Below are 19,303 nucleotides of genomic sequence, written 5' to 3'. Positions count from 1 at the left end.
GAGCTGACGACCGTGACCGCGCCGATCTGGATCGCGTCTCCACCCGAAGTCCACTCGACATTGCTGTCGGCGGGCCCCGGGGCTGGTCCGCTGTTGGCGTCGGCTGCCGCATGGAGCACGCTGAGCGCCGAATACAGTGCGGTCGCCGACGAGTTGACGGCACTGCTGGGGGCAGTGCAGGCCGGGGCGTGGCAGGGTCCCAGCGCCGAAGCGTATGTCGCGGCGAATCTGCCGTATCTGGCGTGGCTGATCCAGGCCGGGGTCGTCAGCGCCCTGACCGCCACCGCCCAGCAGGCCGCGGCCGCCGCCTACAGCACCGCACTGGCCGCGATGCCGACGCTGGGTGAGCTCGCGGCCAACCACGCCACCCACGCGGTGCTGGTGGCCACCAACTTCTTCGGTGTCAACACCATCCCGATCACGCTCAATGAGGCCGACTACGGCCGGATGTGGCTGCAGGCCACCACCGTGATGACCACCTATCAGGCCGCCTCGGGCACCGCGGTGGCGTCGAGCCCGCAGACGTCGGCAGCGCCACAGATCGTCAAGGCGCAGTCCGCGGACGCCAGCCAGCCGCAGCTCCCGCCCGATCGACAGAACGAGATCATGGAATGGCTGCAGAACAGCGGCTACACCGACTTCTACAACAATGTGCTGCAGCCGATGATCGACGAGCTGGCGGCCAACCCGTTCTTCCAGTCGCTATTCGGCGGGTTCGATCCCTGGCTGCCGATCCTGGGCAACCCGCTGAGCTTTCTGAGTCCCTACAACCTCGCGTTCGCGATCGGCTATCCGATGGACTTCGGCTCATTCGCCGCCTACCTGTCGCAGACCTTCGCCTTCATCGGCGCCGACATCGCGGCGGCGTTCGCCTCCGGTAACCCCAGCACCATCGCGTTCACGCTGATGTTCACCGCAGTGGAAGCGGTCGGCACGATCATCACCGACGTGGTTGCGCTGCTCAAGACGCTGCTGGAGCAGGCTCTGGTGCTGATTCCGGTTGTGCTGCCGATGCTGACCGCCGCATTGGCGCCACTGGCCGCGGCGCCTTTGGCCGGATTGGCGGGGTTGTCCGGCCTGGCTGCGCTGCATGCGGTTCCGGTTCCGGTGGTTCCGGTCATGCCCCCGCCGTTCGCCGGCCTGACGGTCGCTCCGACGCCGCCGGTTCCCGCTCCGGCCCCGGCCCCCGCTCCGGCGCCCGCTCTTGCACCGCCGCCGCCCGCAGCGCCGCCGGCGCTCCCTCCGCCGCCCGCACCACCGCTGACCCCGGGGGACAGTCTGGCCGCGATGTATCTGGTCGCCGGCGCGAGCCAGCAGGCCCGTCGGGCCGCGGGCACCAGTGCTCGCCGACGCAAGGCCGCGGAGCCCGAGGCCGCCGCGGCGCCGGTGGACGCCGTGGTCGCCGAGGAGAAGGTCAAGGCCCGCCGGCGGCGGCGCGCAAAGGCCGACATGCTCGGCCGCGGGTACGAATACATGGACTTGGACGACGCCTCGGATGCCGTGCTGCCGAGTGGACTCACTGCCCTGGCGGCCGACGCCTTCGGCGGCGGTGCCACCACTCCGATGACGCCGGGCACCTGGATGCCGGAGTATCAGCGCGGTCTGCGGTAAGACTCCAGGTAAGACGGCAGCGCGATCGCCGGGTCGAGGTCGGCGGCCGGTTCCGGGCGTCCGGCGACCATTCGCAGCGGGACCACTCCCGCCCAGTACGGCAGAGTGACGTCCTCGGGTTCGTCGTTGGGGCCGCCGTCGCGCACCGAGGCGGACACCTTCACCAGGTCGAGCGCCAGCACCGCAGTGGCCGCCAGTTCCCGGCGGTTGGGCGGCCGGGCGTCGGCGGCCCGGCCGGGTGCGACGTGATCGAGCAGTGCGTCGAGCCCGAGCCGCTTCTCGGCCTCGTCATCGACCAGGCGGGCGACGCCGATGACGACCACCGAGCGGTAGGCCATCGAATGGTGCAGCGCCGAGCGGGCCAGCACCAGCCCGTCGACCAGGGTGGCGGTGACGCAGACCGGCAGACCGCCCGGGCCGGCCGCCAGCACCGGGCCGCTGCCGGTGGAGCCGTGCAGATACAGCGTCTCGTCGACCCGCGCGTGCGTGGTCGGCAGCACCACCGGATGGCCGTCGCGGGCGTATCCCAGGTGACAGATCAGCGCCTCGTCCAGGATGCGGCGCACGGTGTCGCGGTCGTAGCGGGCCCGTTCCCGATACCGGGTGGGGGTGGTCTGGGGTGTCGGTGCGTAGGACACGGGGTTGCCTCCATTAATGTACTAGTGCAATATAGGAGATGTGCCAGTACAATATAGCATTGCCGGTGGGGGGGCCGAGGCCATCGCGGCGAGCGTCGAGGAGGGCATCGCGCGCGGCGCGTTGGCGCCCGGGGCCGCACTGCCGCCGATCCGCGGGCTGGCCCAGCAGCTCGGGGTGAACCCGAACACCGTCGCCGCCGCCTACCGGCTGTTGCGCGACCGCGGCGCGGTCGAAAGCTCCGGTCGGCGTGGCACCCGGGTGCGTGATCGGCCGGCGACCACACCGCGCTCGCTGCGCGGGCTGGCCGTGCCGCCGGGCGTGCGGGATCTGTCGACCGGAAACCCCAACCCGGCGCTGTTGCCCGCTATCGCCGCTGTGCCGGCGCGCCCCGGACCGGTGGTGCTCTACGGGCATCCGCCGATCGCGTCGGCACTGGCTGAGCATGCCGCGGCCGAGCTGGCCGCCGACGGTGTACCGGCCGACCACCTCGCGGTCACCTCCGGGGCCCTGGACGGAATCGAGCGGGTGCTCAGCGCCCACCTGCGTCCCGGTGACCGGGTGGCCGTCGAAGATCCGGGGTGGCCCAACCTGCTCGATCTGCTCGGCGCGCTGGGGCTGACACCGGAGCCGGTCGGAGTCGATGACGACGGCCCGCTGCCTGCCGACCTGGCCCGGGCGCTGCAACGGGGGGTGCGTGCTGTGGTGGTGACAAGTCGCGCCCAAAATCCGACCGGCGCAGCCGTTTCGGCGGAGCGAGCAGATGCCCTAGGGGCATTGCTGGCAGATTCGGAGGTGCTACTGGTCGAAGACGACCACGGGGCGGCGATCGCCGGGGTGCCGTTGCATCCGCTGGCGGGCGTGAGCCGGCACTGGGCGTTCATTCGGTCGGCGGCCAAGGCGTATGGCCCGGATCTGCGGCTGGCGGTGCTGGCCGGTGACCAGCGCACCGTCGAACGGGTGCAGGGTCGCCAGCGGCTGGGACCGGGCTGGGTCAGCCACCTGCTGCAGAACCTGGCTGTCGAGCTGTGGCGCGACGACGCAGCGACGCGGCGGGTGGCCGAGGCCGAAGCCGCCTACCGCGCGGCCCGCCTCGGGCTGTGCGCGGCGCTGGCCGACCGGGGCGTGATCGCGCACGGCCGGTCCGGGCTCAACGTATGGATCCCGGTGCCCGACGAGGCGGTGGCGATGACGGCGTTGTTCGCCGCAGGCTGGGCCGCGGCCCCGGGGGCGCGGTTCCGGATTCGGGCCACTGCGGGCCTGCGGGTGACCATCGCCGAGCTGGCCCCCGCCGACGTCGACGCGCTGGCCGACGCGGTCGCCGCTGCAGTGCGCGGCCCAGGCCGGGCCAGCGTGTAGTCGCGCTTTCCGGGCGTTGCGCGCCGTAGCGTGCGATAATGCCCCGGTACGGCAACGATGGTGCAGGAAGCCGGTGTGAATCCGGCACGGTCCCGCCACTGTGATCGGGGAGCGACCCTCAACTGCCACGGCTCTGATGGAGCTGGAAGGCGAGGCGAGCGTTGATCCGAGAGTCAGGACACTCACATCGTCGCATCCTGCGACCCGGGGCGGTGTACCCCGAGAGAGCTGACAAACCCCCATGTTGCGCCCTTTTCGGGTGGCATCCGGCGGTGCGCGATGACTGCACCGATCTGGATGGCCTCTCCGCCAGAAGTACATTCAACGTCACTGTCGGCCGGCCCCGGGGCCGGACCACTATTGTCATCGGCTGCGGCGTGGAGCGCGTTGAGCACTGAATACGCCGCGATCGCCGATGAGTTGACGGCGGTGCTGGGTGCGGTGCAGGCCGGCGCGTGGCAGGGGCCGTCCGCCGAGGCGTTCGTGGCCGCCAACGCCCCCTATCTGGCCTGGCTGCTGCGTGCCGTCACCAACAGTGCCGCCACCGCGGCGCAGCAGGAGACGGCGGCCGCGGGCTACACCGCCGCGCTCGCGGCGATGCCGACCATGGCTGAGCTGGTCGCCAACCATGTGACCCACGCGGTGTTGGTGGGCACGAATTTCTTTGGTGTCAACACGATTCCGATCGCGCTGAACGAGGCCGACTACGCGCGGATGTGGGCGCAGGCCGCAGCCGTGATGACCGTCTATCAGGCGGTAGCCGGCGCGGCGGTCGCGACCGCCGCGGCGGCCCAGACCGAGCCGGCGCCGATGGTGCTCAAGACGCCCGGCAGCGCGGCGGACACCGCGCCGGATCCACCGCAGTGGTTCCTGGACTTCGCCAAATGGCTCGAAAGCCTGGTGCCCAGCCCGCCCTATCCCGACAGCAGCCAGTACCCGCTGTACGTCGAGTTGCAGGAGTTCTTTGCCAAGATCGGCTACACCGGTCTCGGCGATCCGTTCGCAGACTTCTTTGCCAGCCTGCAGGCCGGCTCGCCGCTGTTGCCGCCGTGGCCGGTTCCCGGTTCCTGGCTGGGTTGGACCGGCAACCCGTTCAGCTTCTTCAACCCCGCCAGTTTGGCCTATGTCTTCTCGGTGCCGCTGGACCCCGGCTCCTACTTCGCGTTCACCAGCATCGTGATCATCGACGACGTGATCGCGATGATGTACACGGCGCTGTTCAATCCCCAGGCGCTGGGTGTGGTGGTGCCGTTGGCGATGGTCGAGATCGTCACGTCCACCATCGGCAACACCATTCAGGCGCTGAACTATCTGATCACCCAGACGGCGTTGCTGCCGGCGCTGGCCGCCACGATGGCCGGCACGACCGTGCTCGGATCTGCGGGAGTGATCGGCGGTCTGGGTATCGGGGCGATGGCACATCATGCGTTGGCCGCTGCGGTGCCGCCGCCTCCTGCGCCCCCGCCGGGACTGGCGATGGCTTCGCCGCCGGCACCGGCTCCCGCTCCGGCTCCTGCTCCGGCTCCCGCGCCCGCCCCTGCGCCGGCACCGGCAGCAGCTGCCCCTCCGCCGCCCGGAGCGCCGCCGCCGACTCCGGCGGGACCGCCGTCGGTCACCATGCCCGCCTACATGTACATGGTCGGCGGCTTGGACATGGGCGCTCGTCGAGGCTCAGGCACCAGCTCGCGTAAGAAGGCGGCGCCGAAGCCGGACAGTGCGGCGGCGCCCGTGGAGGAATCGGCGGAGCAGAAGGCCCCGCAGCGCCGTCGGCGTAAGGCCAAGGTCGGCATGCTCGGCCGCGGCTATGAGTATATGGACTTGGAGCCGGATGCGGTGCCGGAACTCGCCGGGGCGGTCGCCTCCAGTCGAGGAGCCGGATCGCAGGGCTTCGCGGGTGGCACCCACCGGGTGAGCAGCGCACGGCCGGGCGGGCTGACCGCGCTGACCGACGACGGATTCGGCGGTGGCGCCATCAGCCCGATGATGCCCAACACCTGGCCGGCAGAGCCGGACTAGCCGGACCGGCGGCGTTGCAATTGCAGCCAGGGCTGTGCCCGCCCTCCGCGCACAGCCCTGGCTGCAAAATCAACTGCTCCTAGGTGCCTGGTCTCGCTAACCGCCGGGTTTGTTGCGGCGGTCCAGCTTCGGCTCTCCTTCGTCGAGTCTCGCTAACCGCCGCAGCGGATCCGGTTCCCGCCGCGGTCCAGCGGGTCCGGCCCCAGGCCCAGGTACTTCTCGCGCAGCTTGTCCCACAGCTCCAGCTGACCCCACTCGGGCTCGTCGCGCATCTGCTGGTCGTTGGTGAGGAACGGGTTCGGCAGCATCACGGTCATCATCTGCTCGTCGCGCCCGTTGAACAGGCGCACGCCCCACGACTGGGGGTTGCCGTCCTTGCCGATGCGCCGGTACAGCTCGGCGCGGGTGCATCTCCGAATGCGGCCCAGCTCGTTTCCGCTGGCCCGGTGCTTGCCGATGCACAGGTGAAAGTGCCAGCGGCCGAAGTCGATGGTGGCGTAGCCGTCGAGCATGCCGATCTTGCGCGGCGCGTTGGGTGCGGCCACTTCCCAGGCCGCGCCTTCCATGATGATGCCGAACCAGATCTCGTTCCAGTACTCGTCGAAGCACAGGTGCAGCAGATCCAGCAGGCTCTGCTGATCGGTCGGCAGCGGCCAGCGTTGTTCGCGACCGCGGTCTTCGGTGTCGACGATCGGGGGATCGGCGACGACGGTGCCGGTGCTCTCGGTCATGGGAATCCCTTCCTTCATGGGTTCAGGCGAACCTGGGGCTTGTGGGTCAATGCGCAATCACCGCAAAGTCCGCCGCCGGGCGTGCGATAGAACAGGCAACAGCTGGTCCGCCGATAATCCGTGCTGGAGTCGTCGAAACATACTGTGCCGTTAAGGTATTCGGTCTCGCACATGTTGCGTGCGAGTTCCCAGCTCGGTTCGTCCGCCAGATTTCCACCGTGATGCCAGCACAGGGCGCGGGCGGCACCCAGGGCTGCGGAGGCGGCATTGCCGTCCAGCAGTCGTTGCGAGATCGGACCGAGCCGGCGCACCGCGGCGGCCAATGGCGTCAGGTGCCCAGCCAGGATCATCTCGGCCAGCATCGGCTCCAGATCCGCATTGCCCGACGAGCCCTGCCAGGCCATCGGGTTCGGCAGGTGAAGCCGGATGCTGCCGCCGCAGTCGGAGTACCAGAGTTGATCGGGATCCAGATCGACCAGCAGCCCGTGCTCGGCGAGCCCGCCCAGCCCGATCGACCACAGCCGCGCCGCATATCCGAGGTAGAAGGTGGACACCGCCACGCGAACATCCGATGCGCCGATGCGGTCCTGCACGCCGGCAACCACGCTGGCCAGCAGGTCGGGGTCGGTGTAGAGCTGCGTCACCGGACGCCAGTCGGCGTCGTCAGCGGCCCCGGTCGAGACCGCGAAATAGGAGCTGACGGTGGACAACTCGGCCAGTGCCGTCAGCGTCCGATCCTGGGGGATGCAGCGATGCGAGGTTGCGGGCAGAGTGCGCAGCCGCTGCGTTAGGTCGCGCAGTGCAATGGCCTGGTTGCCGCCGGCGGTACGCAGCGTGATGGCAGCGGGATCGGTTGCTGTGAAAACGATTTCGGCGGGCTCGCCGAGGTCCCAGCCTTCCCGCGACAGCACCCGCGTCAGGGCGGAGCGCAACGGCTCTGCAGCGTCGACGCGGGCGATGCGTGCCGCGCCATCGCTGTCGGCGCGGGTAGTGAGCTCGAACATGCCGCTAGCCGGGTCGAAACGCAGGGTGTCGTTGCCGAACATGTCCCCAATGCGCCCGGACAACATCAGCTCTTCGCCTACGGTGTCCACCAGGGTGCCCGCCGGATCCATCAGCCACACCCGATCAGCCACCCGCAGTGCCAATTCCAGATCGTGGGTGCTCAGCACTACCGCCAACTGCTGGTCGCGGGCGAGCTCACGCAACAGACCGAACAGTGCGGCCCGTGAAGACACATCCAGAAACGCGGTCGGCTCGTCAAGGATCAGCAGACCCGGCTGCTGGGCCAGCGCTCGCGCGGTCAGGACCCGCTGGCATTCACCGTCGGACAGTTCGGCCGCCGGCCGCGATGCCAGATGCTGAGCACCGGTCGCCGCCAACGCCCAGTCGATGATCCCCTCATCGACCGGGCGAAGTCGAGCACCCAGCCCCAGATGTGGGATGCGGCCCAGCCCAACCAGTTCTCGCGCCGACAACAAGCCGGGGTCGACGCGTTCGGTCAGCACCACCGCGACCCGGCGGGCCAGTTCGTCGCGGGGGAGCGCGGTCAGGTCGGCGCCGTCCAACAGAACACGTCCGCCGAGCGCGGGCTGCAACCCCGCCAGGGTGCGAATCAGGGTGGACTTTCCGGCGCCGTTCGGCCCGATCAGCACGGTCAGTTCGCCGCGGCGAGCCTGGGCTGCCAGCCCGGTCGCCACTGTCGTCGACCGGCGCCGGCCGCGGTAGCCGATCGCCAGGCCGGCAAGCTCGACGGCCGGTGGCGTCATGACGGCAACCCCGATCCTCGGCGGGCCCGCAGCAGCACGGCGATCACCACCGGCGCCCCGACCAGCGCGGTGACCGCGTTGATCGGGATGACCAGGTCGCTGCCGGGCACCTGGCTGACGATGCCGCAGGCCAGCGCGGCGATTGCGCCCAGCAAGACCACCGCCGGGACCACCACCCGGTGATCGGAGGTGCCCATCACGATGCGGGCCACGTGCGGCACCACCAGGCCGAGGAACGCGATCGGGCCGCAGAACGCGGTCGTCACACCGGCCAGCAGTGACGCAGAGACGACCGTGACGATCCGGGCCCGGTGCACGTTGATGCCCATAGTCGCCGCGTAACTCTCGCCGAGCAGCAGGGCGTTGAGCGGCCGGATCGTCATCGCCGCGGTCAACAGCCCGACGGCCACCAGCGGCAGCAGCAACTCCAAATCGGCCCAACCGGTTCCGGCGAAGCTGCCCAGGCCCCACAACAGGTACTGCTGCACCCGCTGCGGATCGGAGTACACCAGCGCCAAGCTCACCAGCGCGGTGCTGGCCGCGCCGATCATCACACCGATCAGCAGCAGCGTCGCAGCCGAGCGGGTCCATCGCGACAGCACCAGAACCAGCGTGAGCATGGCCGCCGCACCCAGGGCCGCTGCGATCACTTCCGTGGCGCGGCTGGCACCGGCCACCGCGGTGGTGAAACCGCCGGCGGCCGCCCCACCAAGTAGCACGACCACCGCAACACCCAGGCTCGCCCCGGAGCTCACGCCCAGAATGTAGGGATCGGCGAGGGTGTTGCGGAACAGGGTTTGCAGCTGCAGGCCGGCGACGCCCAGCGCGGACCCGGCGGCCAGCGCGGTCAGCACCCGCGGCAGCCGCATGTTCCACACGATCACCTGCCAGCGCGGGTCGGAGGGTTCGGCGCCGAACAGCACCTGCACGGTGTCGAGCACCGGCACCCGCACCGGCCCGAGCACCAGCCCGAGCACGGCCAGCAGGACCACCGCGGCGCTCAGCGCGGTCAGCACCAGGGCGATACGCGGCTTCAACGCGGCACCCGCCGGTAGAACTCGAACGCGTGTTCGGTGGCGAGCTCGGGATGCAGGATCGCGACCAAGTCGCCGAGCATCAGATCCGGTCGGGCCGTGCCGCGTTCCCAATAGAGGTTGCCGCCAAGGGATGTCATTGCCTTGGTCGCCGACCAGACGTGGCCGGTCCGCAGCGCGGTCAGCTCGCCGTAGCGGCTGTCACGGGCCACCGCATCGCCCAGGGTGTGCCAGTCGTCGGTGATCAGCCAGACCGGCGCGGTGCCGGCACGGGCGTACACCGACTCGAAGTTCAGTTGCCGGTTCTCGGCGCCGGTGTCCGACAGCCAGGGGTAGGCGCCGCCGGCGTCGGCAACCAGGCGCCCCGAGTAGCTCTCGCCAGTGGGCATCGACCAGCTGCCCGAGTACATGGTGCCGACCAAGACCTCGACGGGCTTGGTTGCGGCGGCTTGAGCCGCCAAGGCACGGTAACGGTCGCGGATGGCCTGGTAGGCCTGCGCGGCTTGGCGTTCGGTCCCGGTCAGCGCGGCGAACACCTTGATCCACTCGGCGCGGCCCAGCGGGGTCGGTTCCAGCCATTCGGCGTCGGCCAGCACCGGGGTGCCGGCTTCGCGCAGCTTGGGATAGCCGGGGTCGTCGATGCCCTCGGTGACCAGCAGGTCGGGGCCCGCGCCGATCACGCGCTCGATATTGATCTGCCCGCCGGGGGCGTAGCCGACGATCTCACCGGTGTCGATGCGCGCACGGATCTGCGGGTCGGCGACGGCTGCCGGGCTCGCCACTCCGGTGACCACGCCGGCTTGGCCGAGTTCGGTGATCATCGCCAGATGCGTCGTCGAGCCCGAGTAGAGGCTCTGCACCGGGACGGTGATCCGTTGGGCGTTCGCCAGCTCCCCGGTCAGCGTCGGCGTGGGCGCACCGCAGCGCACCAACACCCACGACATCGGCTTGCCGCCGAGGTAGGGCCGCTTGACCGTCAGAACCTGGTAGCTGCCGTGGTAGGTGATGGCGAAGTTGGTGGCTTCGGTCAGCGTCGACTTGTCTGGGAAGTAGTCGGCGGCCGGATCGAAGCCGGTGATGCAGCCGGAACGCGCTTGCAGTGTGCGGGAAGCGGGTTCGCCGGAGCAGCCGGCCAACGACAGCGCGGTGGCCAGCGCTACCAGGAGCGCAGCAACTACCCGCAACGCACGGGACATGAGCGTGAGTCAGCTTCCTCGGGGTACACCGCCCCGGTTCGCAGGACGCGTTGACGTGAGTCTCCTGGCTCTCGGATCACTGCTCGCCTCGCCTTCCAACCCCACAAGTGGCGGGCCGTGGCTGATGAGGGTCGCTCCCCGATGACAGTGGCGGGACCGCGCCGGATTCGCACCGGCTTCCTCATTCGTCATCGCCTTACCGGCGACATTGTTGCATGCCGCGCTGCGTTAGGCTGGCCGCCGTCTCGTGGCGTCAGGAAGTCCGGTGAAAGTCCGGCGCGGTTCCGCCACTGTGTTAGCCAGATACTGGCCGCGGGGCATCCGACTATGCGGGGCGCGAACCCCCGGGAGGAACCGATTATGCGGCGTATCGCCCTGCTCTCCACCTCTGACACCGATCTGCTGTCCGCGCGGGCCAGCGGCGCGGCGTACCGGCTCGGGAACCCCGCACGCCACGACATCGAACCGCTGGTCAACGGCGCCGATGTCGTGGTGCTGCGCATCCTGGGGTCATCGGCCGAGATCGCCGACGAACTGAAGCTGCTACGCGCGACCGGCCTGCCGTTGGTGGTGCTCGGCGGGGAGCGCTCGCCCAACGCCGAGCTGATGGAGTGCTCCACGGTCCCGATCGGCCTGGCCGCGCAGGCGCACGCCTACCTCGCCGAGGGCGGGCCGGCCAACCTTGCGCAGCTGCATGCATTTCTGTGCGACACGGTGCTGCTCACCGGGGAAGGCTTCGAGGAGCCGGCGGTGATCCCGGAATGGGGGTTCGCTCAGCGGGAAGGCGTCGAGGCTGCGAACCCGGTACGGATCGGGGTGCTGTACTACCGCGCCCACGAGGTCAGCGGCAACGCCGGATTCGCCCACGCTTTGGCCGATGCGATCGATGCCACCGGCCGGGCGGTCGGGGTGCCGATCTTCGCCGCGTCGCTGCGCAACGCCCCCGACGAGCTCTTCGCTGCGCTGGGGCAGCTCGACGCGCTGGTGGTCTGCATGCTGGCGGCCGGTGGGGCAATGAACGCCACCGCCGGGGTCAGTGCCGGCGACGACGACGGCGCGTGGGACATCGAACGGATCGCGGCGCTGGACATCCCGGTGTTGCAGGGTTTGTGCCTGGCGTCCTCCCGCGCGGACTGGGAGTCCAACGACGACGGCGTGACCCCGTTGGATTCGGCCACCCAGATCGCCATCCCGGAATTCGACGGACGGATCATCACGGTGCCGTTCTCCTTCAAGGAGATCGACGACGACGGGCTGCCGCACTACGCCGCCGACCCGGAGCGTTGCGCCCGGGTGGCCGGCGTAGCGGTGAATCACGCGATGCTGCGCCGTATTCCGAATGGGCAGAAGAAGCTGGCGCTGGTGCTGTCGGCCTATCCCACCAAGCACTCCCGGGTGGGCAACGCCGTCGGTCTGGACACCCCGGTGTCGGCGGTGCGGCTGCTGCGGCGGCTGTCGGTGGAGGGCTACGACGTCGGAGACGGCTTTGGGGTCCTGGATGTTGCCGACGAAACCGAGGCCGGCGACCGCCTGATCCACACCCTGATCGAGGCCGGCGGTCAGGACGAGGACTGGCTGTCTGCGGTGCAGCTGGCCGGCGCGCAGGTGCGGGTCAGCGCGCAGCAGTATGCGCAGTGGACCGCCGAGTTGCCCGACGGCCTGCGCAATGCCATGACGACGGCGTGGGGTCCGGCGCCAGGCAAGCTGTTCGTCAACGATGCCGACGAGATCGTTTTGGCCGCACTGCAATCCGGCAATGTCGTGCTGATGATCCAGCCGCCTCGTGGGTTCGGGGAGAACCCGGTGGCGATCTATCACGATCCGGAGTTGCCGCCGAGCCACCACTATCTGGCCGCATATCGTTGGCTGGCAAAGGGTTTTGGGGCGCACGCGGTGATCCATCTGGGCAAGCACGGCTCGATGGAATGGCTGCCCGGCAAGACCGCGGCGTTGTCCTCCGCCTGCGCCACCGACGCGATGATCGCCGACCTGCCGCTGATCTACCCGTTTCTGGTCAACGACCCCGGCGAGGGCGCCCAGGCCAAGCGTCGGGCGCACGCCACGATCGTTGACCACCTGATCCCGCCGATGGCACGCGCGGAGTCCTACGGCGACATCGCGCGCCTCGAGCAACTGCTCGACGAGTACGGCAACATCGCGTCCATGGACCCGGCCAAGCTGCCGGCGATCCGCGGTGAGATCTGGAATCTGATGCGGGCCGCGGAGATGCACCGCGACCTGGGCCTGGATGAGCGGCCCGGGGATGAGGAGTTCGACGACTTCCTGCTTCATGTCGACGGCTGGCTCTGTGAGATCAAGGACGCCCAGATCCGTGACGGCCTGCACGTGCTCGGCGGCGCTCCGACTGGGCCGGAGCGGGTGAACCTGGTGCTGGCGATCCTGCGTGCCCCGCAGGTGTGGGGCGGGGTGGACCACGCGGTGCCCGGCCTGCGGGCCGTGCTGGGACTCAAGGAAGACGCCGCCGCGGCTGTGGTCGACGAGATCGAGGGCCGCGCCCGCGTATTGGTTGAAGCCATGGAGGCGGCCGACTGGGAGATCGGAGTGGCCGACACGCTGCATCCCGACCCCGAGGTATGCCGGGTGCTGAGATTCGCTGCCACCGAGGTGGTCCCACGGCTGGCCGGCACGTCGGCCGAGCTGGACGCGGTGCTGCACGCCCTGGCCGGCGGGTTCGTGCGGCCGGGGCCGAGCGGGTCGCCGCTGCGCGGATTGGTCAACGTGTTGCCCACCGGGCGCAACTTCTACACCGTCGACCCCCGCGCGGTGCCGTCCCGGCTGGCATGGCAGACCGGGCAGGCGATGGCCGACTCGCTGGTGCGGCGTTACCTCGACGACACCGGCGGCTACCCGGAGTCGGTCGGGCTGTCGGTGTGGGGCACCTCGGCGATGCGCACCTCCGGCGACGACATTGCCGAAGTGCTGGCCCTGCTCGGCGTGCGACCCGAGTGGGACGAGGCTTCGCGGCGGGTGTCCGGGCTGGCGGTGATCTCACCCGAGGAGCTCGGCCGCCCCAGAATCGATGTGACGGTGCGGATCTCGGGCTTCTTCCGGGACGCTTTCCCGCACGTGGTGTCGATGCTCGATGACGCGGTGCAAATGGTCGCGACCCTCGACGAACCCGACGACGCAAACTTCGTGGCGGCGCACGCTCGCGCCGACCTGGCCGAACATGGGGATCTGCGTCGCGCCACCACCCGGATCTTCGGTTCGGCGCCCGGGTCCTACGGAGCCGGAATCCTGCAGGTGATCGAATCAGGAACCTGGCGAGACGACAAGGACCTGGCGGAGGTCTACACCACCTGGGGTGGGTTCGCCTACGGTCGCGGACTCGGTGGTGCGCCGGCTGCTGACGACATGCGCACCAATTACCGCCGGATCAAGGTGGCCGCCAAGAACATCGACACCCGCGAGCATGACATCGCCGACTCCGATGACTACTTCGTCTATCACGGGGGCATGATCGCGACCGTGCGTGCGCTGACCGGCTCCGATCCGAAAGCCTATGTGGGGGATTCGACCTCTCCGGATGCCGTCCGCACTCGCACGCTGGCCGAAGAGACCGCCCGGGTGTTCCGCGCGCGGGTGGTCAACCCGCGCTGGATCTCCGCGATGCGGCGACACGGCTACAAAGGTGCGTTCGAACTGGCCGCCACCGTCGACTACCTGTTCGGATTCGACGCCACCGCCGGTGTGGTGCACGACTGGATGTATGAAAAGCTCGCGGCCGAGTATGTCTTGGACCCGCAGACCCGGGAGTTCCTCGACAAGTCCAACCCGTGGGCGCTGCACGGCATCGTGGAACGGTTGACCGAGGCCGCCGACCGCGGCCTGTGGGAGCACCCCGACCCCGAGACCATGGCAGCGTTGCGGCAGGCTTACCTGGACGTAGAAGGCGACCTGGAGGATCGGTGAAGGTCTGGATTCTCGGCATCGGTATGGGACCTGCGCACGTCACCGCCGAGGTCGCCAGCGCACTGCGGTCGGCCGATTACATAGTGGCATCCGAGAAGTCCTCCGACGACAGCCTTCTGGCATTGCGGCGAGCCGTCCTCGACACCTATGCCGACTCGACCCCTGTCATCGCGGTCGCCGACCCGGCCCGCGACCGCGCTGCGGGGCTGACCGAGTCCGGCTACACCCGGGCGGTGGCCGACTGGCATGCGGCGCGGGCGCAGCGCTACGCCGAGGTGCTGCGTGAGCGTGAGGGCACGGCAGCCTTCCTGGTCTGGGGTGACCCGGCGCTGTACGACTCGACGATCCGCATCGTCGAGCAGGTGAAAAGCCTTGGGGTCGATCTGGATTACGCCGTGCTGCCGGGGATCAGCGCCCCTCAACTGCTGGCCGCCCGGCACCGGATCGTGCTGCACGAAGTGGGCCGTCCGGTACACATCACCACCGGCCGCCGGCTGGCCGAGGCGGTGGCCGCTGGCCAGGACAACATCGTCGCCATGCTCAACCCGGACCGGCTCGATCTCTCTCCGGTGGCCGACTGGACGATCTGGTGGGGCGCCAACCTCGGCGCGGCGGGGGAGCGGCTGGTCACCGGCCGGGTCTGTGACGTCGTCGACGAGATCGCGACCGCCCGTGATGCGGCCCGGGCGGAGGCGGGCTGGGTGATGGATCTGTTGCTGGTGCGGCGTACCTGATGGCGGGCATCCTGATCGCCGGAACCACCAGCGATGCCGGTAAGACCGTGGTGGCGACCGGGGTGTGCCGGGCGCTGGCTCGCCGCGGCGTGCGGGTAGCGCCCTACAAGGCGCAGAACATGTCGAACAACTCCATGGTGTGTGTCGGCGACGACGGGGTTGCGACTGAAATCGGCCGGGCGCAGTGGATTCAGGCCTGCGCAGCACGCGTCGCACCGGAGCCGGCGATGAACCCGGTTCTGCTCAAGCCCGGCAGTGACCAGCAAAGCCACGTAGTGCTCATGGGCCGGCCGTGGGGGACCCTGTCATCGTCGAACTGGATGCACGGCCGCGCAGCGTTGGCCCAGGCAGCCCACGGTGCCTACGACGATCTCGCCGGGCGCTATGACGTGATCGTCGCCGAGGGGGCCGGCAGCCCGACCGAGATCAACTTGCGCGCCGGCGATTACGTCAACATGGGCCTGGCGCGGCATGCCGGGATGCCGGTAGTGGTCGTCGGTGACGTGGACCGTGGCGGGGTGTTCGCGGCGTTCTTCGGCACCGTCGCGCTGCTGTCGGAAGCGGACCAGGCGCTGGTGGCGGGGTTCATCGTGAACAAGTTCCGCGGACAGCTGCGCTTGCTAGAACCCGGGCTGGCCGATCTGGAGCGCCTCACCGGCCGCCGGGTGTTCGGCACCCTGCCGTGGCACCCGGCGCTGTGGCTGGACTCCGAGGACGCGCTCGACCTCGACGGCCGGCGCTCGGCACGCACCGGCGCGCGACGCGTGGCGGTGATCCGCTTTCCGCGGATCAGCAACTTCACCGACCTGGACGCCCTCGGACTCGAGCCCGATCTGGACGTGGTGTTCGCTGCCGACCCGCGCGGGGTGTCCGGCGCGGATCTGGTGGTGCTGCCCGGAACCCGCGCAACCATCAGCGACCTGGCCTGGCTGCGGTCGCGCGGAATCGATACCGCGATCGCCGCGCACGCCGCCGCAGGCAAGCCGGTACTGGGTATCTGCGGGGGCTTCCAGATGCTGGGGAGAATGATCCGCGATCCCGAGGGAATCGAGGGAGCACCCGGCGAAGTAAGCGGTCTGGGCCTGCTGGATGTCGAAACATGCTTTGCCGCGGACAAGGTGCTGCGGCTGTCCGACGGCGGCTACGAGATCCACCACGGCCGGATCAGCCGCGGAGACGTCGCGGCTGCTTTTGCCGGCGGCGTCCGCACCGGCCAGGTTTTCGGCACCATGCGCCACGGCTGTTTGGAGGTCGACGCGCTGCGTGCGGCATTCCTGGCCGAAACTCTCGGGCTGCCGCCGACGCAGGTGTCGTTTCCCGCCGCCCGGGAACGCCGGCTCGACCTGCTCGGGGATCTGATCGAAGAGCACCTGGATATCGACGCCCTGCTGGATCTGGCAGGCGGCGGACCACCGTCCGGGCTGCCATTCCTACCGCCGGGGGCACCGTGACGCGCGTGCTGCTGCTCGGCGGCACCGCCGAAGCCCGGGCACTCGCCGATCGGCTGGTCGCTGCGGGCGTCGACGTCACGACGTCACTGGCTGGCCGCGTCACCGACCCGCGGCTGCCGGTCGGGGCGGTGCGGATCGGCGGTTTCGGCGGGATCGACGGTCTGCGAGCGGCATTGGCCGACTACGACGTCGTTGTGGACGCCACCCATCCCTTCGCGACGACCATGTCGGCCAACGCGGCCGCCGCGTGTGCCGCGGCCGGCCGACCACTGCTGCGGCTGGAGCGGCCCGGCTGGTCGCAGCGCGCCGGGCAGTCCTGGCATTGGGCCGATTCGCACGAGCGGGCCGCCCAGATCGCAGCCCGGCTGGGACGGCGGCCGGTGCTGACCATCGGACGTCAGCAGTTGGCGTCGTACCTGCCGGCGCTGGCCGACGCGGCGGTGCTGGCGCGGGTGGTCGAGGCACCGTCCATCGGCATGCCACCCAGCTGGTCGGTGGTCAAGGACCGGGGACCCTACGGTCTGCCCGGAGAACTCGCGCTGCTGCGCGATCACCGCGCCGACGTCGTCGTCACGAAAGACTCTGGGGGCGAATACACCTGGCCGAAGATGCGGGCAGCCGAGGAACTCGGCCTGCCGGTGGTCGTCGTGCGCCGACCGGCGCAACCGGAGGGTGTGGCCACGGTGACCGACGTCGAGGGCGCGTTGGCCTGGGTGCTAACCGGCGACTAAGGCGAGTTGCAGTGCGGCACCCGCGGTCAGCAGTGCGGCGACCTTGACCACTTCCAGCCCGGCGTAGGCGTAGTGGGCGCGGGAGCGCTCGATCATCCCACCGGGCGGGGCGCTCTGCGCGGCCAGCACCGCATCCGAGCGGCGGCGCAGCCGGGGCCGGACCACCAAGATCTGTACGGTCAGCACCACCACCGCAGCCCCCACCCCGGCCACCGAAATCGGTCCCGGCGCGTCGGTGGCCACCACCAACACCACCACCATCGCCAGCACGACCTCCACCGCGTTGAGGGCCCGGAACACCAGTCGGCCGATACCCAACCCCAGTGGGATGGTGATCCCCGGCGCGCGGAACTTCAGGGGCGCTTCCAGAAATGAGATCGCCAGCACCATGCCCAACCAGGCAAAGACGACTGCCGCCGCGAGAGCGCTCATCCCGTCACCTCCAGGTATCTGTGTCTGTCAGTCGCAGATAACGTATCTGTGTCATTCGGTAACAGACAAGAGTCTTTAGGCGGTAATCCTCGCCACCCGCCGTCGGGCAGACTGACAGGCGTGATTGTGGAACATGGAGTACTGCCCATCCGGCCAGGCAGCGAAGCCGATTTCGAAGCGGCCTTCGCCAAGGCGCGGCCGTTGATCGCCGCCCAGCCCGGATTCCTCGGGATTTCGATGTCCCGGTCGGTCGAGTCGCCGAACCTCTACCTGTTGCTGGTGCAGTGGGAGAACATTGAGGCGCACACCGAGGGGTTCCGGAAGTCGCCGGAATTCGAACAGTGGCGTGCGTTGTTGCACGGTTTCTACGAGTCACCGCCGGTGATCGAGCACTTCGTGGATATCGACTAAGGAGATGGTCGTCCGTGGACACAGCGCGCACCCTGGAATTCAACGCCCGTAACATCGCGGAGTTTCGCAGCAGCGGCGGAAAACTGGGCGGACCGTTCGAAGGGGCCCCGGTCCTGCTGCTGACCACCACCGGGGCCAAATCCGGGCAGCAGCGCACCAGCCCGATGATGTATCTCCCGGAGGGCGACCGGATCATCGTGTTCGCGTCCAACGAGGGCAAGGACAACCATCCGAGCTGGTACCATAACCTGCGGGCGAACCCTTCGGCGACCGTCGAACTCGGCACCGACACTTTCGCGGTCACGGCCACCGAGATCACCGGCGCCGAACACGACCGGCTCTATGGGATCCAAGCCGAGCGCTACCCGGGTTTCGCCACCTATCGCGAACGCACCCAGCGGGTCATCCCGGTGGTCGAGTTGATCAAAGGCGAGCCGTGACGTGCAGGGCAGCGATCAGGACTCGGCGAGCTCGCGGAGTACGCGGCATCGACGGTCACAAGTTCAGACCGCATCAAGGCGGCCAGGAGTGATCAGCCGAGACCGGCCTGGCTGTTGTTCTCGCTGAATGTCCTGTCGAAAGCCCAGGCAGTGCGCCGCTACCACTCGCTGCGCCGGTCGGCGCGGTTCCTCTGCTGCCAGGTCACGATGACCCCGACGGTGGCCAGGCCGCCCACGATCAACGCCACCCAGGATTGCGGAGGCATGGCGCTGACGCTAGGCATTCTCCCGCTGGCCCGCCTCCACCGAAAGCCCCATAAGCCGCACCGGTGAAATCCCAACTGTGGATGAAGCGTTGGGCGCCGACGAAAAGTCGTGATCAGTCCCGGATATGCGCCAGCCGGCTGGGGCGCTCCATATACGTCGCGTCCGGGGCAGCGAAGCCGAATTGCTCATAGAGGCCATGCGCGTCAGCGGTGTGCAACGTCCAGCGGAAATCCCGACCGGGGCCCTCGTCGATCATCGTCCGCAACAACCCCTTGCCGATCTCGCCGCCCCGTTGATCGCGCGCGACATAGACGTCCGCCAGGTACGCGAAGGCCGCACCGTCGGAGACCGCCCGGCAGAAACCGATCATCGCGCCGTCGTCGGCCCGGTAGGCGCCCACCATGCGCCATGCGCTGTCGAGCTGACGGTCGAACATGGCGCGGGTGCGGTACTTCGCCCAGTAGGTGTGCTCGACCAGCTCATTCCAGAGCCAATCCCGATCCACCCGCGCAGGATCGGTCGAGAACTCGACACCGTCGAGGGCCGCCACCG

16 protein-coding genes and 3 riboswitches are annotated in these 19,303 nt (G+C 69.3%); of the genes, 9 read left to right on the top strand and 7 right to left on the bottom strand.

What is annotated here, in order from left to right:
* Nucleotides 1-12 precede the first annotated feature (12 nt).
* Nucleotides 13-1,611, top strand: a complete 1,599-nt coding sequence (locus N416_RS0110040) for a PPE family protein (protein ID WP_024441977.1) — start codon at nt 13-15, stop codon at nt 1,609-1,611.
* On the opposite strand, the gene N416_RS0110035 is transcribed toward N416_RS0110040, so the two are convergent.
* Complete coding sequence (locus N416_RS0110035) at nt 1,593-2,249, bottom strand: pyridoxamine 5'-phosphate oxidase family protein (protein ID WP_024441976.1); 657 nt, start codon at nt 2,247-2,249, stop codon at nt 1,593-1,595. The two genes, N416_RS0110040 and N416_RS0110035, sit on opposite strands and share 19 nt — an antisense overlap.
* A gap of 40 nt (nt 2,250-2,289) precedes the next feature.
* Here N416_RS0110035 and N416_RS0110030 point away from each other — a divergent pair, with 40 nt between their 5' ends.
* Nucleotides 2,290-3,606: an aminotransferase class I/II-fold pyridoxal phosphate-dependent enzyme gene (locus tag N416_RS0110030; protein ID WP_024441975.1), complete on the top strand. Its 1,317-nt coding sequence runs from the start codon at nt 2,290-2,292 to the stop codon at nt 3,604-3,606.
* Between the two features lie 65 nt (nt 3,607-3,671).
* A riboswitch (cobalamin riboswitch) is annotated at nt 3,672-3,788 on the top strand.
* A gap of 97 nt (nt 3,789-3,885) precedes the next feature.
* Nucleotides 3,886-5,622, top strand: coding sequence for a PPE family protein (locus N416_RS0110025; protein WP_024441974.1), 1,737 nt, complete (start codon nt 3,886-3,888; stop codon nt 5,620-5,622).
* Between the two features lie 152 nt (nt 5,623-5,774).
* Here N416_RS0110025 and N416_RS0110020 read toward each other — a convergent pair whose 3' ends face one another.
* The 4 genes from N416_RS0110020 to N416_RS0110005 are packed head-to-tail and all read right to left on the bottom strand — an operon-like array spanning nt 5,775 to nt 10,352.
* Nucleotides 5,775-6,353, bottom strand: coding sequence for a hypothetical protein (locus N416_RS0110020; RefSeq protein ID WP_024441973.1), 579 nt, complete (start codon nt 6,351-6,353; stop codon nt 5,775-5,777).
* A gap of 14 nt (nt 6,354-6,367) precedes the next feature.
* Complete coding sequence (locus N416_RS0110015; protein ID WP_024441972.1) at nt 6,368-8,122, bottom strand: ATP-binding cassette domain-containing protein; 1,755 nt, start codon at nt 8,120-8,122, stop codon at nt 6,368-6,370.
* Nucleotides 8,119-9,159: an iron ABC transporter permease gene (locus N416_RS0110010; RefSeq protein ID WP_024441971.1), complete on the bottom strand. Its 1,041-nt coding sequence runs from the start codon at nt 9,157-9,159 to the stop codon at nt 8,119-8,121. The genes N416_RS0110015 and N416_RS0110010 overlap by 4 nt, the downstream gene beginning before the upstream one ends.
* Complete coding sequence (locus tag N416_RS0110005) at nt 9,156-10,352, bottom strand: ABC transporter substrate-binding protein (protein ID WP_024441970.1); 1,197 nt, start codon at nt 10,350-10,352, stop codon at nt 9,156-9,158. Before N416_RS0110005 ends, N416_RS0110010 begins: the two co-directional genes overlap by 4 nt.
* Before the next feature lie 56 nt (nt 10,353-10,408).
* Nucleotides 10,409-10,560: riboswitch (cobalamin riboswitch) on the bottom strand.
* Nucleotides 10,557-10,682: riboswitch (cobalamin riboswitch) on the top strand. (Overlaps the previous riboswitch by 4 nt.)
* A gap of 30 nt (nt 10,683-10,712) precedes the next feature.
* Here N416_RS0110005 and cobN point away from each other — a divergent pair.
* The 4 genes from cobN to N416_RS0109985 are packed head-to-tail and all read left to right on the top strand — an operon-like array spanning nt 10,713 to nt 17,201.
* Nucleotides 10,713-14,285, top strand: a complete 3,573-nt coding sequence (cobN, locus tag N416_RS0110000; RefSeq protein ID WP_024441969.1) for a cobaltochelatase subunit CobN — start codon at nt 10,713-10,715, stop codon at nt 14,283-14,285.
* Entirely contained in the window at nt 14,282-15,019 is a 738-nt protein-coding gene (cobF, locus tag N416_RS0109995; protein WP_024441968.1) for a precorrin-6A synthase (deacetylating), read from the top strand. Before cobN ends, cobF begins: the two co-directional genes overlap by 4 nt.
* Nucleotides 15,019-16,470 (top strand): cobyric acid synthase, encoded by a 1,452-nt coding sequence (locus tag N416_RS0109990; protein WP_024441967.1) that lies wholly within the window; start codon nt 15,019-15,021, stop codon nt 16,468-16,470. Before cobF ends, N416_RS0109990 begins: the two co-directional genes overlap by 1 nt.
* Nucleotides 16,467-17,201 carry a cobalt-precorrin-6A reductase gene (locus N416_RS0109985; protein ID WP_024441966.1) on the top strand — a complete coding sequence of 245 codons (735 nt, stop codon included), beginning with the start codon at nt 16,467-16,469 and terminating at the stop codon, nt 17,199-17,201. Before N416_RS0109990 ends, N416_RS0109985 begins: the two co-directional genes overlap by 4 nt.
* Here the strand turns inward: N416_RS0109985 and N416_RS0109980 are convergent.
* Nucleotides 17,187-17,633 (bottom strand): hypothetical protein, encoded by a 447-nt coding sequence (locus N416_RS0109980; protein ID WP_024441965.1) that lies wholly within the window; start codon nt 17,631-17,633, stop codon nt 17,187-17,189. The genes N416_RS0109985 and N416_RS0109980 overlap by 15 nt on opposite strands.
* Before the next feature lie 120 nt (nt 17,634-17,753).
* On the opposite strand from N416_RS0109980, the gene N416_RS0109975 reads away from it, so the two are divergent.
* Nucleotides 17,754-18,044 (top strand): antibiotic biosynthesis monooxygenase, encoded by a 291-nt coding sequence (locus N416_RS0109975; RefSeq protein ID WP_024441964.1) that lies wholly within the window; start codon nt 17,754-17,756, stop codon nt 18,042-18,044.
* Nucleotides 18,045-18,058: 14 nt separating this feature from the next.
* A complete protein-coding gene (locus N416_RS0109970) occupies nt 18,059-18,484 on the top strand; it encodes a nitroreductase family deazaflavin-dependent oxidoreductase (RefSeq protein ID WP_024441963.1) in 426 nt (141 codons plus the stop codon).
* Nucleotides 18,485-18,863: 379 nt separating this feature from the next.
* Here the strand turns inward: N416_RS0109970 and N416_RS0109960 are convergent, their stop codons facing one another.
* Nucleotides 18,864-19,301, bottom strand: coding sequence for a GNAT family N-acetyltransferase (locus N416_RS0109960; protein ID WP_024441962.1), 438 nt, complete (start codon nt 19,299-19,301; stop codon nt 18,864-18,866).
* Nucleotides 19,302-19,303 lie beyond the last annotated feature (2 nt).

Source organism: Mycobacterium sp. UM_WGJ (genome assembly GCF_000455125.1).
In the GTDB taxonomy this organism is placed as follows: Bacteria; Actinomycetota; Actinomycetes; order Mycobacteriales; family Mycobacteriaceae; genus Mycobacterium.
This window is presented reverse-complemented; position numbering and strand designations above follow the sequence as displayed.